This is a genomic window from Pseudomonas sp. AAC (assembly GCF_000725445.1).
Lineage (GTDB): Bacteria > Pseudomonadota > Gammaproteobacteria > Pseudomonadales > Pseudomonadaceae > Pseudomonas > Pseudomonas citronellolis.
On the sequence record NZ_KL647099.1, the window covers coordinates 371,758 to 385,331 of the forward strand.

Sequence of the window (13,574 nt, forward strand, 5' to 3'; positions counted from 1 at the left end):
GGAACCCATGCCGCAGAAACACCCGAGCCGCCAGCGCGGCGCCGTGACCATCGAGTTCGCCGCCGCCTTCATCCTGTTCTTCACCGTGATGTACGGCGTGCTGGCGTATGGCATCCCCATGCTGGTGCTGCAGTCGTTCAACGACGCCGCGGCCGCCGGCGCGCGGGTGGCGCTGTCGGTGAACGACTCGCTGGGCTCGCAGCAGTACCAGGCGGCCCTGCAGGACACCGTGGCCCAGGCCGTGTCGAGCCGCCTGGGCTGGATGCCGAGCCGCTGGTACACCGGCTGCAGCGGCGGCAAGTACGTGGCCGCGCCGGTGGCCGAGGGCCGCTACACGCGCATCACCGTCTGCGTGCGCTACCCCGCCGACGCCACCCCGCTGGTGCCGGTGCTGACGCTGCCGGGCATCGGCCCGGTGCCGCGGCTGCCCGCGGTGCTGCAGGCCCAGGCCAGCCTGCTGCTGTGAGGCCGACGATGCGAGGATTGTTCCGTGGCCAGTCCAACGACAAGGCCGCCCCGGCACCCGGTGGCGATGCGCTGATGCAAGAGACACAGAGCGGCCTGGACGAGCCGTTCTGGCAATGGAGCCAGGCGCACTGGGACCTGTGCATCGAGCTGGATGCCGAGGACCGCGTGTGCCGCCTGGGCGGGCGCCGCGCCCGCTGCCTGGCGCAGCCGACACATGCCGGCACGGCGCGCCTGGGCGACTACCTGGAGCGCAGGTCCCGGCCCGCCGGGGCGCCGCTGGAATTGCGCCAGGGCCGCCAGGTGGACCTGGCCCTGCGCAGCCTCGACCAGCAGCCGCTGGTCTTCCGCGTGCAGGTCAGCCCGCTGGCCGGCCGCGGCTGCCTGCTGCTGGGCACCGACATCTCCGACCTGAACTGGCAGAGCGACCGGGAAAAGTCGCAGATGCAGTGCTTCAACGTCATCAAACAGTTGCTCTCCCGGCTCAGCCACGTCGCCCTGGCCGAGCTGCCGGGCGCGCTGGGCGAAGTGCTGGAGGTCATGGCCAACAGCTTCGCGCTGCAATCCATGGCGCTGGTCCTGGCGGAGCCGGGCGGCGGCGGGCGGGTATTCGCCTGCTACGTCCGCCCCGGCGCCCACAGCCTGCTGCGCGAAGGCCTGGCCCTGCCGGATTGCGGGCTCGCCGCCCTGGCCGACAGCACCCTGCTCGGCGCCGGCGGGCCCGGCTCGGCGTTGCTGAAGCAACTGTGCTGCGAACGCCTGCGGGTGGTGCCGGCGACGCCGCAGGGCGGGCAGGGCGCCTGGCTGATCGGCGAACCGGACGGCCTCGACGAAGGCCGAGCGGGACTGTCGCCCGGCGACTGGCAGTGCCTGGCCGAACAACTGGCGCTGCAGGTCTTCGGCCGCCTCGAACACAAGCGCCTGCGCGATGCCCTGCACCGGCTGAACCTGCTGGAGAGCAGGGTGCAGGGCGGCTACTGGCGCTACGATGCGGCGCGCGAAGGCTTCCAGTTCTCCGCCGCGGTGGCGGCCATCCTGGAATTGCCCGAGGGGCAGACGCGGCTGTCGCGGGAGGAACTGCTGCAGCGGCTGCACCCCGCCGATGCCGACGAACTGCTGATACGCCTGCGCCAACTGGGCCCCGGCGGGGAGCTGGCGCAGGACCTGCGCCTCTGCCCGGATTCCTGGACCCGCATCCGCCGCTGGCTGCACCTGCAGGGGCGCTGGCAGGGCGGCAGCGAGCACGGTTTCCTCGACGGCGTGCTGCTCGACGTCAGCGAGGCCCGCCAGCAGGCGCAGCAGGCCGAGGCCACCCATGCGCGCCTGCGCAACCTGATCGACAAGGCGCCGGTGGTGATCTACGTGCAGCGCGTGGAAGACGGCCAGCTGATTCCGGAGTTCTACAGCGAAAGCGCCGGCAACCTGCTGGGCCTGGACCTGCAGGCGAACAGCTGGCAGGCCCTGGCCGAGCGTGTGCACCCGGACGACCTGGGCAGCTTCTTCGAGCGCGGCCGCACGCTGCTGCGCGAAGGGCGCGTCAACGCCGAGTACCGCCTGCGCGACGGCGCCGGGCAATGGCACTGGCTGTACGACGAGGCCAAGCTGCTGCGCGACGCCCAGGGCCTGCCGCGGGAAGTGGTGGGCCTGTGGCTGGACGTGACCGAGCGGCACCAGGCCGCGCAGCGCATCGCCGAGAGCGAGGAGCGCTACCGGATGCTGGTGGAGGATTCGCCGGCGCTGATCTGCCGCTATTCGGCCAGCCTGGTGCTGACCTTCGTCAACCACACCTTCGCCAGCTTCCTCGGCGAGCCGGTGGAGGCCCTGCTGGGGCGGCGCCTGGACTACTGGCTGTCCGAGCGCGATTGCAGCGCCCTGCGCGCCCGCCTGGTCGAAGGGGCCGGCGGCGGCGTCGAGGAATCCTGGGAACTGCGCTTCAACCTGCCCGGGCGCGAGTGCCGCTGGCTGATCTGGAGCGACCGCCTGCTGTTCGACGAGCAGGGCCGGCTGCGCGAAGTCCAGGCGGTCGCCCGCGACAACACCTCGGTGCGCCATTCCCAGCAACAGCTCGCCCAGGGCGCCAAGATGGCCGCCCTGGGGCAGATGGTCAGCGGCATGGCCCACGAGATGAAGCAGCCCCTGCACGTCATGCGCCTGGCGCTGTTCAACGCCTGGCAGCGCCTGGACGACCCGCAGTACCTGGGCGAGAAGCTCAAGCGGGTGGACGCGCAGGTCGACCGGCTGACCCGCGTGGTCAACCACATGGGGGTGTTCAGCCGCAAGTCCGACCTGGACATGGCCCCGTTCGATCCCCAGGCCTGCTGCGAGGCGGTGGTGCTGCTGCTGGGCGAGAGCATGACCCAGCAGGGCATCACCCTGGAACTGGAGGCGCCCCAGGCGCGGCCGAAGGTCATGGGCTTCGCCGACCAGCTGGAACAGGTGCTGGTGAACCTGCTGGCCAACGCCCGCGACGCCTTGCTGGAAAAGCGCGAGGGCGACAGGTGGATCCGCCTGGGCCAGCACCCTTGCGCCGAGCCCGGGTGGCTGGAACTGCACGTGTGCGACAGCGCCGGGGGTATCGAGCCGGCACTGCTGGAACGCATCTTCGAACCCTTCTTCACCACCAAGCCGGTGGGGCAGGGCACCGGGCTGGGGCTGTCGGTGAGCCACGACCTGATTCGCAACATGGGCGGCAGCCTGTGCGTGAGCAACGCCGAAACGGGGGCGCTGTTCGTCATCCGCCTGCCCCTGGCGGAAGGCTGAAAGTTCCGGGGTGATGATTGCCGGCGATGAAGTTCGCCGGTTTTTTCTTGCGATGAAAAAGTGGGTTTTGATGTCGGGCTAAGTTGCTCCCTGGTGGTGTACTTTGTTTTTCATCATTCGAAGAATACTTGGGTGCGACGATAATACATCGAGGGCATTTGTATGCTGTTGGCGATCCTTGCTGGCGTGCTTGTTGTTATTGTCCTTGAGTTTCTACGCGTATTGAGAAACTCTGCCCGTAGACGGCGGCGCAATCCTGAAGACGAATGAGCAAGAGAGGGCGGGAGGCTGTCCCTGCAACGGGGGCGGCCAGGTGTTGCGGAGGGGCGCTGCCTGGGCTGTAGCGGCTGCGCGGGGTGGCGGGGTTGCGCGCCGGGCTAGCCGGCCCGGGCCCTGGAGAAGCGGATCTTCTGCCAGCTGACCTCGCTTCTGAAGTCACCGGTATCACCCAGCAGCCTGAAGCGCATGCTGCGGTACAGGGCGGTGGGGAAGCTGCAGCCTATTCTTCTGAGATGACCATACATCCAGAGCAGACCGGAGTCCTCGTATTGAACTTTCGCTTGCATGGCATTCCTTGAATGAAGGATGAGTCGTTCTTCTGGTTTTGCATAGGGCTCGACTTTTGAATTATGGAAGTGGGTGGATAACTTGGGTATATCCACATGGAACTAGTTGCTTCGTCTAGTTATTGAATAGGCGCGACTTTCCCGGGGTTATCCCGGTGGACTATCGGCGTGGGTTCTCGGACGGTGGGTGCACTGCGGGAAGGGAAGGCCTGCGCCTCCCCGGTCATCGAGCGTTCATTCCCCTGGCGGGAGCAGCGTGTCGATCTCGCGGAAGATCGCCTGCCATTCCGCCTCGCTCATCTCCATCAGGCCGAAGGAGCGCAGCAGGAAGGCGCCCTTGGCGGCGAGGAAGGCCAGGCGGGCGTTGCGGCTGCGCTCGTCGTCGCCGCCGTCCTGGATCAGCAGGGGGCGGTACCAGTCGCTGGAGCGCTGGCGCAGCTCCTCGCGGCTGAGCATCGCCGCCAGCACGGCCGCGGCGCGCTTGGCCAGGGCCTCGTCGCTGGCGGCCAGCAGTTGCACGTGGGCGCGCAGGTTGTCGAGCGGTTCCGCTTCGTCTGGGGCGTTGTCGCGCACAGCCACCTCGAACTCCGCTTTCCATCGGTTGAACATGGCCTCGATCAGCCCATCCTTGGTGCCGAAGCAGGATTGCACGCCACCCTTGCTGATCCCGGCGGCCTTGGCCACCTCGCCAATGGACAGCGCCGCAACGCCTTCGCGCATGACCAGGCCTTCGGCGGCATCCAGGACCTTGCCTCTATCAATGATGGGGCGCTTACTCATCAGGCCTCTTCTGCATTAGAATACGTTCGTATTTTAAGGTTGGCCAGCCGTGCGGCCGCCCGTGCTCGTCCTGCTTTGCTGCGCCTGGCAGCCAGGGGACGGCACGGCCCTTCTCGATTCGCAGCAGCCGCTGGAGTTGCGCGCTTGCGGTAATGGCCAGGGACCCTGTCCGGCAGGGAGGCGGTGGCTTCCATTCCTGATCGATTCGTCAACGCTTGCCACCCGCCTGGCGAGGGGCAAGTCATCACTGTTCATGGCAATGGCGTTTTTTTGACATTGCCGGTCTTGCGGGTGAACGTCGCCGCTATGTGGACGGAAGGCTGACGCTTTCACCCAATGGGGAAGCATAACGCGCCCAGCGGGAAAGGCACGTCAGACATGCTGGCAATTTACAGGCGCCATTGCCGATGCCGCCTGTCGACCCTTCGCCGAAGGCCGTCTCTGGATTGATGTATGGAAATGGAAAGCAGTACTTGCGCCGGTATCGCCTTCGCCAGGCGCATCTACGCGCCACGCAGCCTGGGCTGTGGTCTCAGCTTCGTTTTCATCGCGGTGCTCACCTATCCCGGGCACCCCGCGCTCTGGGCCTGGATGCTGGTCAACGGCTTCCTCTGGCCGGGTCTGGCCCGCTTCATCGCCGTGCGCGCCGCCGAGCCCTACCGGGCCGAACTGCGCAACCTGCTGCTGGATTCGCTGTTCGCCGGCGGCTGGGTGGCGCTCATGCACTTCAGCCTGCTGCCCTCGGCGCTGCTGCTGTCGATGGTCACCATGCACAACGTGGCGGCCAACGGCCCCGGCTTCATGCTCAAGGGCCTGCTGGCCAACGCGGCGGGCATCCTGGCGATGGGCTTGCTGACCGGCTACCAGGTGGACCTGGAGACGCCCGGGCGGGTGATCTGGGCCTGCCTGCCGATGCTGTTCTTCTACCCGCTGGCGGTGGGCTGGACCAGCTACAGCCTGGCGCGCCGCCTGCACGCCCAGCGCCGCGCCTTCTCCCTGGTGGACTGCTTCGACCAGCAGTTGCTGCTGTCCTACGACGTCTGGCTGCACCGCCTGGCCCAGGAATTCGGCCGCTGCCGCCGCGGCGGGCCGCGGGCGACCCTGGCGCTGATCCGCATCGACGACCACGCCCGCCTGCGCCTGCGCTACGGCAACCTCACCGCCGAAGCCCTCAGCGTGCGCCTGGGCCACCTGATCAAGGCCGAGGTGCGCAACACCGACCACGTCAGCCGCAAGCACCCGGACGAATACCTGGTGCTGTTCCGCCAGACCCACGGCGCCGGCGCCCGGGCCTGCGTCGAACGCATCGCCCAACTGTTCGGCAACTTCGACGAAGCCTCGCTGCCGCCGCTCTCGCTGAGCGTGGGCCTGGCCGACTACTCGACCGACTTCGCCAGCGAACACGACTGGATCGAACACGCCCGCCAGGCCCTGGCGCCGTGCGCCGCCGCCGAGGACGCAGCCCCGTAGGAGCGGAGCCCTTCCGCGAACCACGCCGGTGGTTCCGGTTATCGCGGATAAGATCCGCTACGGGGGAGGAATACCGTGCTCCCCAGCAACCTGTAGGAGCGGGCCCTGCCCGCGATTTCGCGCGCAGGGCGCGCTCCTACAGGGGAATGGCGCGGGTGGGGCAGCGTAGGAGCGGATCTCATCCGCGAACCGCGCCGGTGGTTCCGGCCATCGCGGACAAGGTCCGCTCCTACGGGTAACTCTGGATTCGCCATTCGCTCCGAACGGCCCCCTCTCCCTTCAGGGAGAGGGTTGGGGAGAGGGCGCTCTTACCCCCAACACCACAGTCACCGGGAAACTCCCTTCGCGAGCAAGCTCGCTCCTACGAAGAGCGCCTCGGCGCGATGCTCAGCCGGCTGGTATCCACCAACTCCACCACCCGCGCCCGCAACTGCCCGCAACCACCCTCCACATCCTGCCCGGCGCTGTTGCGCACCTTGGTCAGCACCCCCCGACTGTGCAGGTAGCGCACGATCTCGACGATGCGCTCGCCGTCCGGGCGCTGGTAGGCGTCGCCTTCCAGGGCGTTGAAGGGAATCAGGTTGAGCACCGCGAACTTGCCCCTGAGCAGGCGCAGGATGCCGTCCAATTCATCCTGGCCATCGTTCACGCCCTTGAGCAGCGTCCACTGGTACTGGATGGGGTAGCCGACCTGGCGGGCGTAGGCCTCGCCCAGCTCCACCAGTTCGTCCGGGGTGAGCTTCGGCGCCTTGGGCAGCAGGTGTTCGCGCAGGTCCGCGCGGGTGGTGTGCAGCGACAGGGCCAGGGCCGGTTTCACCCGCTGTTGCGGCAGGCGCTCGAACACCCGCGGGTCGCCCACCGTGGAGAACACCAGGTGCTTGTGGCCGATGCCGCCGTCGCTGCCGAGGACATCGATGGCCTCCAGCACGTTGTCGAGGTTGTGCGCCGGCTCGCCCATGCCCATGAACACCACCTTCTTCACCCGACGCAGGCGCCGCGCCAGCACCACCTGGGCGACCATCTCGGCGGCGCTGACCTGGCGCAGAAGGCCGCTGCGGCCGGTCATGCAGAAGCGGCAGCCCACCGCGCAGCCGACCTGGCTGGACACGCACAACCCATCGCGCGGCAGCAGCACGCTCTCCACCATCTGCCCGTCGGCCAGGCTCACCAGCAGGCGCTCGGAGCCGTCCCCGGCGGGGTGGCGGGAGTGCAGGCGCGCCAGGCCTTCCAGCTGCGCGGCCAGCTCCGGCACGGCGTTGCGCACCGCCAGCGGCAGGAAGTCCTCGCTGGCCTGGCGCTTGGTCCCGGCGTCCAGCGCCCGGCCCTGCAGCCAGGCACGCAGCATCCGCCCGCGATGGCGGGGCAGGGCGCCGAGGTCGGCGAGGCGTTGGTCGAAATCGGTCAGGCGCATGGGGCGCGCATGCTAACACCGGCACGGGGTGTGGCGAAGGTGGGGTGATGGGCGAGCAGGTCCGTCCGGACCATGCCCCGAACAGCGTTTCGGAGGCTTCCCACATGGCTATCCGTTACGGGCTTACATTGCGTCTCTCTATCCTCCGCCGGTCACGGTCGATCCCGTGGCCGGGTTTGACGACCCGTGGAACAGGCGCGATCGCGCCGATGGCGTATGCGAAAACGGCGTAGCGTTTTTTGCAGGCCCCCGTGCGCAGTTCGATCCATCTGCCACGCTTCATGGCGGATCGCGCGGGGAGGCCTTCGGGCCTGCCGGTACCTGTTCCCGGTTCGTCAACCCCGCGCGGTCCGCCTCCCTTCGTTTGACGACGTAGCGGCGGACTCCCTCTCTCTGAACAGGAGTTCCCAGCATGCATGATGCCTATACCGCCACCACCTTCCTCCGCCACAACCGTCCCCTGCGCGGCCTGCTGATCGATGACCAACCCTGGTTCGTCGCCCACGACCTGGCGCGCCTGCTCGGGCTGCATCATCCACAGGCGCTGGCGCGGCGGCTGGATGCGCACGAAGCGCGCTCGGTGCTGTTGTGCGCGGCCTCCGGCGCCGAGGAGTGGCTGGAGGTGGTCAACGAAGCCGCGCTGTACAAGGCGTTGATCCGCTTCGGTCACCCGGAGAACCGAGCCCTGGGGCGTTGGCTGGGCGAGCAGGTGATTCCGCTGCTGCGCGACCAGGGCCGCGTCGATCCGCAACGGCCCCGGCGGGTGCTGATGAGCTGGCGCTCGCAACGGGTGACGTTGCTGGACTGGCAGGGTGAGCTATGGGTGCCGCTGCAGCAATTGCCCACCTTCAGCCCTTGCAGCGGCGAAGGCAGTGGCTGGCTGGGGCGCCTGCGAGCTTCGCTCTAGCCTGCGTATGCGAACGGGGCCGCCTGGTTTTGTCGTCATCCGGCAGGCTGCGGCCACAGCCTGCCGGTCAGGAAAGGCTTGCCCTGGCGGCTGGACGTGGCAAGCTAGCGGCCCTCCTGTCCACCCCTTCCGCATCATGTCGCTCAATCGCAAAGTCGTTCTCGCGGGCGTGCTCATCGTGGCCTGGCTCGGCATCCTGTTCGCCGCCTTCTGGTCGTTCCAAGGCCGCTACCTGCGCAGCTATCCCGATACCACCCAACTGTTCGATGGCCAGGCGCTGCAACTGCCGGCGCAACTGGCCGGCCCGGGGCACATCCGCGTGGTGCATTTCTGGGACCCGGAATGCCCGTGCAACGTTGCCAACCAGCAGCATCTGGCCTCGCTGATCAAGCGCTTCGAGCCCCAGGGCGTGGATTTCTACGCCTACCGCAAGCCCGGCACCCAGGGCCGCCTGGCCAGCGAGCTGTGGGGCCTGAAGCCGCTGCCGGAATTCCCCTCGCCGCCGCCCATCGCCGCCAGCCCCTCGGTGGCGGTGTGGGACCGCGACGGCAAGCTGGCCTACTTCGGCCCCTACAGCGAAGGCGCCACCTGCACCTCGGCCAACAGCTTCATCGAGCCGGTGATCCAGGCGCTGGTCGAAGGCCGCCAGGTGAAGTCCCCCAGCACCCTCGCCACCGGCTGCTACTGCGACTGGTAACGGCGTTGGGCGTGACGTAGGGCAAATAATCGTTCGCGGTTATCCGCCGATACACCGAGGCCACAGCCAACGCCCAGGCCAACCCCGGAGCCGCCGGGGACCAAGGCCAAACGGCGGATAACGCCGTAGGCGTTATGCGCCCTACGCCAGGCCCACCCGTAACGTAGGGCGAATAACCGTTCGCGGTTATCCGCCGATACACCGAGGCCACAGCCAACGCCTAGGCCAACCCCGGAGCCGCCGGGGACCAAGGCCAAACGGCGGATAACGCCGTAGGCGTTATGCGCCCTACGCCAGGCCTGACCGTGACGTAGGGCGAATAACCGTTCGCGGTTATCCGCCGTTTGACCTTGGCCCCAGGCCGCGCTGGATTCGAACCCGAAGCTCCCGTTTCCGAGCGCTCCGGGCTTGACTGAGAGGCCAGCGTTGAGATGGGTGTGGCGTACAACCGCGAACGGTTGTACGTCCTACAGCGTCAGCGTGAAACGCTCCACCAGCGCCCCCGGCAGCAACTGGGTGGCCGCGCTGCGGCGTCCGTAGGTGTTGGTGTCGATGCGCAGCGAGCGTTCTTGGGTCAGCGCCTGCAGGTGTTCGCCGAGCAGGCTGTAGAGGCTGTTGTCGAAGCGCATGCTGGCCAGGGGCGCGACTATCCGGCCGTCTTCCACCCAGAAGCTGGCGAAGCGCGTCATGCCGGTGATGCGCGCGGCGGCCAGGTCCGAGTAGTTCAGGTACCAGAGGTTGCCGATGTACAGGCCGGTGCCCAGGCGCGCCAGTACTTCGTCCTCGGGCAGTTCGCCGGCGGCCATGACCAGGGACTGCGGTGTCTCGTGGCTGTTGGCGCCGTAGGCGGGCAGGTTGAACTCCTTCGCCGAGCGCGGGCTGACCAGTTGGCCGACCATGCGCCCGCCTTCGATCAGCGCCTGGTCGCGGCGCAGGAAGCCGTCGCTGTCGAACAGCGGTTCCAGGCCGGCGCTGGCCGCTTCCTCCAGGCTGACCTGCGGCGACAGGCTGGCATGGCCCAGGTGCAGCGACAGCAGCGGGCTCTGGCGGGTGGCCAGTTCGCGGGCGGAGAAGCCGCCCCAGCACAGCAGCGAGATGATTTCCTCCAGCGCCGCCGGCGCCAGGTAGGCGCGGTAGGCGCCGGGTTGCAGCGTGCGCCGTGGGCGTTGCAGGTAGTCCAGCTGCTCGCGGGCGCGGGCGAAGGCCTGGCCCAGGGCTGCGGCATCCCAGTCGCGCGCGGCGTAGGTGGTCTTCACCGCTTCGCCGTTGTCGGCGAACAGGCTCCAGTCCAGGCTGGCGCTGCCGGCGGCATGCCAGCCGAAGCTGCCGCGGGTGTTGGCGAAGCCGCGGTACAGCGGGCCGCCGGCGTAGATGCCGACCAGGTCCAGGCCTTGCGCCTGGGCGTCCACCTGGTCGATCACCTCGCGGACTTCCGGCAAGCGGCCGGGGGCTTCCTGGACGCGGGTCCAGGGCTCGTCCTCCAGCAGCAGGTAGGGGTCTTCCGGAACCACTTCCAGGGTGCCGCGCAGTTGTTCCAGGCCTTGCTGCAGGCGCTGGCGGTCTTCCTCCGCGCCGCCGGTCAGGCTCAGCTCCAGACTGGCGTGGCGGGCGCCGCGGATCAGCCGCAGCTGCGCCTCGATCTGCAGCACGCGGGTGGCCTGGCGCACCCGGGCGTGGTTGAAGCGCACGAAGTCGGAGTCCTCGGCGGCGAGCCACAGGCTGAATTCCTCGTCGCCGCGCAGCCGGCCCTTGAGCCAGTCGGCGAGTTCGCGCAGGTGTTCGGGGGACAGTCGCAGTTGCATCAGGCCTGCCCTCCGAACACGGTGACGTCCTTGAACACGCAGGCCGGCGAGGCGTGGCCGACGGTGATCGCCTGGTTGGGCTCGCCCTTGCCGCAGTTGGCGGTGCCCAGCACGCTGAAGGTGGAGGTGTCGCCCACCGCGCCCAGGCTGCGCCAGAACTGCGCGGAGATGCCGCGGTAGTTGGGGTTGCGCACCACGCCGGCGAGTTCGCCGTTTTCGATCAGCTGGCCCCATTCGCAGCCGAACTGGAATTTGTTGCGCGCGTCGTCGATGGACCAGGAGCGGTTGGTGGCCATGAGGATGCCTTTTTCGATGCCGCCGATCAGTTGCGCCAGGCTCTGGTCGCCGGGCTCGACGTTGAGGTTGGCCATGCGGTCGATGGGCGCGCGGTTCCAGCTGCTGGCGCGGCTGTTGGCCACCCCGGCGAGCTGGCTGCGGGCCTGGGACAGGGCGCCGCCCAGGGGGCGCTGGAGGATGCCTTCGGCGATCAGCAGCTGGCGCTCGGCGGGGGTGCCTTCGTCGTCGTAGGCGTAGCTGGCCAGTTCGTCGGGCACGTCCGGGGCGAAGCTGACGTTGAGCAGCGGCGAGCCGTACTGGTAATGGCCGAACATGTCTGGCGTGACGAAGCTGGTGCCGGCGTAGTTGCGCTCGTCGCCGAGGATGCGGTCCAGCTCCAGCGGGTGGCCGATGGATTCGTGGATCTGCAGGATCATCTGGTCGGGCATCAGCAGCAGGTCGCGGGTGCCCTCCGGGGTGTTGGGCGCCAGCAGCAGTTGCAGGGCCTCGTCGGCGACGCGCGCGGCGGCGCCGGCGAAGCCGCTGTGCAGCACCACCTCGGCGCCGCCCTGGCGCGCCACGTCGAAGGTGCGCGTCTGGCTCTGGCGGCCGTCGAAGGCGGTCACCGAGAGCCAGGGGTAGAGGCGCTGGGTCTCGTGCAGCAGGTCGCTGCCGTGGCGGTCGAGGTACAGCTGCCGCTCGCGCACCACGCGCAGGCTGGCGCTCCAGTCGACGATGCGTTCCTCGCGCGGCACCGCGGCGCATTCCGCGCGCAGCAGGTCCAGCCATTGCGCCAGGTCCGGCAGCGGGGTGTCGAGGTTCGGGCTGCTGCGCCGCTGGCGGCCGAGGTCGGCGCCGGCCTGAGCCGGGCGTGGCAGGGCGCGGGCGGCGATGCCGGCGGCGAGCTGGCGGGCGCGTTCGAAGGCCTGGCGCAGGCCCTGTTCGCCGAGGTCGCTGGTGGCGGCGAAGGCTTCCACGCCATCGACCTCGGCGCAGAGCATGGCGCCCTGGTCGAGGCCGTGGCGCACCGGGTCGGGCTGGTCGCGGGTGACGCCGCAGTCGAGGCTGTGCCGCTGCACCAGGCGCAGGGAGCGGAAGGCCGGGTCGTGGCGCAGGGTGGAAACGAAGTGGCGCAGGGCCGCATGCAGGCTGTCGGGCATCCGGGGGCTTCCTGGGGAGGGGCGAACTCCGGATTGTGCTCCTGCCGCAAACTTCATTGCCAGTGTGAAAAAGGGGGAAGAGCGGAGGGGATGGCTTTGGCTTTTCGGCTTTTTGGCTTTTTGGCTTTTCGTAGGAGCGAGCTTGCTCGCGAACAGGGGTTACCGGTGGCGTAGGTGTTGGGTTTCAGAGCGCCCTCTCCCCAACCCTCTCCCTGAAGGGAGAGGGGGCTGTCCTCTGCGGGCTGGAGGTTAGGCGCCATCCTTGTACATCGTCATTTCCGCGAACGGTTGTATGCCCTGCATCACTGGGTGGGCCTGGCGTAGGGCGGATAACCGTTCGCGGTTATCCGCCGTTTGACCTTGCTCCCCGGCGCGCCTCGGTTACGGGTAATGCTCCAGCAGATAGCGCAGCGACGCCGGCAACATGGGCCCATGCCCCAGGCCGTCGAAGCGCTGGTACTGCACCTGCAGGCCCGGCACCTTGGCCAGGTCGGCGCTCAGTTCGCGGGCCGGGCGTTCGGCGTCGCCTTTCAGCGGGCCGCGCGGGTTGCCCGGTTCGTCGCCGCCGCGCATCAGCAGCAGGCGCGGGCGGCTTTCGCCCAGGCGTTGTTGCAGGCCCGCGGCTTCGCGGACGATGGCGCCGTCGTGCCACCACAGCGAGGGGCTGGCGGCGGCGTAGGCGCTGAACTCGCCGGGGCGGGTGAACAGGGCGTGGAGCACGGCCAGGCCGCCGTAGGAGTGGCCCCAGAGGGTCTGCCGGCTGGCGTCGATGGGGGCGACGGCGGCGACCATGGGGCGCATGCGTTGGCGCAGCAGGTCGAGGAAGGCGTCGACGCCGCCGCTGGGCTGGCCGGTCAGCGGGTCGAGTTGCCTGGCTTCGCCGGGCAGCGGCGGGGTGTAGTCGTAGGTGCGGGCGTTGCGTTCGATGCGCTGCTCGGTCTGGTAGCCGACCGCGACCAGCAGCGGCGCCTGGCCGCTGGCGAGCTTGTCCAGGCTGGCGGCATCGAGCGCGCCGAGGGCGGCGTTGCCGTCGAGCATCCACAGCACCGGGTAGCCGGCGGCGGGTGCCGGGCGTTCGGGCTTGCCGACCCACAGGCGGTAGTGGCGCTGGCCGTCGGCAGAGTCGAGTTCCAGTTGGGTGAAGCGGTAGGCCAGGTCCTGGCGTTGCAGCAAGGTGGTGTCCATCTTCTGGTCCGGCGCCGGTTGCGCCAGGGCCACCGGGGCCGGCGCGGCCAGTGCCAGCGCCAGGACCAGGGGCAGGGTGGTGGTTTTCATCAGGC

The 13,574-nt window shown here is 68.8% G+C and carries 11 protein-coding genes; 5 read left to right on the top strand and 6 right to left on the bottom strand.

The genetic code is table 11. The annotated features are described in order from the left end of the window. Positions 1-7 precede the first annotated feature (7 nt). On the top strand, positions 8-466 hold the full coding sequence (locus FG99_RS22980) for a TadE/TadG family type IV pilus assembly protein (RefSeq protein WP_043272464.1): 459 nt from the start codon (positions 8-10) through the stop codon (positions 464-466). 8 nt (positions 467-474) lie between these two features. Further along, positions 475-3,225, top strand: a complete 2,751-nt coding sequence (locus tag FG99_RS22985; RefSeq protein ID WP_081884710.1) for a PAS domain-containing sensor histidine kinase — start codon at positions 475-477, stop codon at positions 3,223-3,225. A 377-nt stretch (positions 3,226-3,602) separates the two neighbouring features. On the opposite strand, the gene FG99_RS22990 is transcribed toward FG99_RS22985, so the two are convergent. Next, positions 3,603-3,791 (bottom strand): hypothetical protein, encoded by a 189-nt coding sequence (locus tag FG99_RS22990; RefSeq protein WP_009618311.1) that lies wholly within the window; start codon positions 3,789-3,791, stop codon positions 3,603-3,605. A gap of 234 nt (positions 3,792-4,025) precedes the next feature. Next, a complete protein-coding gene (locus tag FG99_RS22995) occupies positions 4,026-4,571 on the bottom strand; it encodes a TetR/AcrR family transcriptional regulator (protein ID WP_043272465.1) in 546 nt (181 codons plus the stop codon). Positions 4,572-5,030: 459 nt separating this feature from the next. On the opposite strand from FG99_RS22995, the gene FG99_RS23000 reads away from it, so the two are divergent. After that, on the top strand, positions 5,031-6,041 hold the full coding sequence (locus FG99_RS23000; RefSeq protein WP_168187697.1) for an MASE2 domain-containing protein: 1,011 nt from the start codon (positions 5,031-5,033) through the stop codon (positions 6,039-6,041). Between the two features lie 361 nt (positions 6,042-6,402). Here the strand turns inward: FG99_RS23000 and FG99_RS23005 are convergent, their stop codons facing one another. After that, entirely contained in the window at positions 6,403-7,452 is a 1,050-nt protein-coding gene (locus FG99_RS23005; RefSeq protein ID WP_043272467.1) for an RNA methyltransferase, read from the bottom strand. A 412-nt stretch (positions 7,453-7,864) separates the two neighbouring features. On the opposite strand from FG99_RS23005, the gene FG99_RS23010 reads away from it, so the two are divergent. Next, positions 7,865-8,359: a BRO-N domain-containing protein gene (locus tag FG99_RS23010; RefSeq protein WP_043272468.1), complete on the top strand. Its 495-nt coding sequence runs from the start codon at positions 7,865-7,867 to the stop codon at positions 8,357-8,359. Between the two features lie 136 nt (positions 8,360-8,495). Continuing rightward, positions 8,496-9,056 carry a DUF6436 domain-containing protein gene (locus FG99_RS23015; protein WP_009618327.1) on the top strand — a complete coding sequence of 187 codons (561 nt, stop codon included), beginning with the start codon at positions 8,496-8,498 and terminating at the stop codon, positions 9,054-9,056. 467 nt (positions 9,057-9,523) lie between these two features. On the opposite strand, the gene FG99_RS23020 is transcribed toward FG99_RS23015, so the two are convergent. The 3 genes from FG99_RS23020 to FG99_RS23030 all read right to left on the bottom strand — a co-directional run bounded on the left by FG99_RS23020 (position 9,524) and on the right by FG99_RS23030 (position 13,569). Further along, positions 9,524-10,858: a TldD/PmbA family protein gene (locus tag FG99_RS23020; protein ID WP_009618329.1), complete on the bottom strand. Its 1,335-nt coding sequence runs from the start codon at positions 10,856-10,858 to the stop codon at positions 9,524-9,526. Next, complete coding sequence (locus tag FG99_RS23025) at positions 10,858-12,294, bottom strand: TldD/PmbA family protein (protein ID WP_043272469.1); 1,437 nt, start codon at positions 12,292-12,294, stop codon at positions 10,858-10,860. The genes FG99_RS23020 and FG99_RS23025 overlap by 1 nt, the downstream gene beginning before the upstream one ends. Positions 12,295-12,675: 381 nt before the next feature. Then, on the bottom strand, positions 12,676-13,569 hold the full coding sequence (locus tag FG99_RS23030) for an alpha/beta hydrolase (RefSeq protein WP_043272470.1): 894 nt from the start codon (positions 13,567-13,569) through the stop codon (positions 12,676-12,678). Between the last annotated feature and the right edge of the window lie 5 nt (positions 13,570-13,574).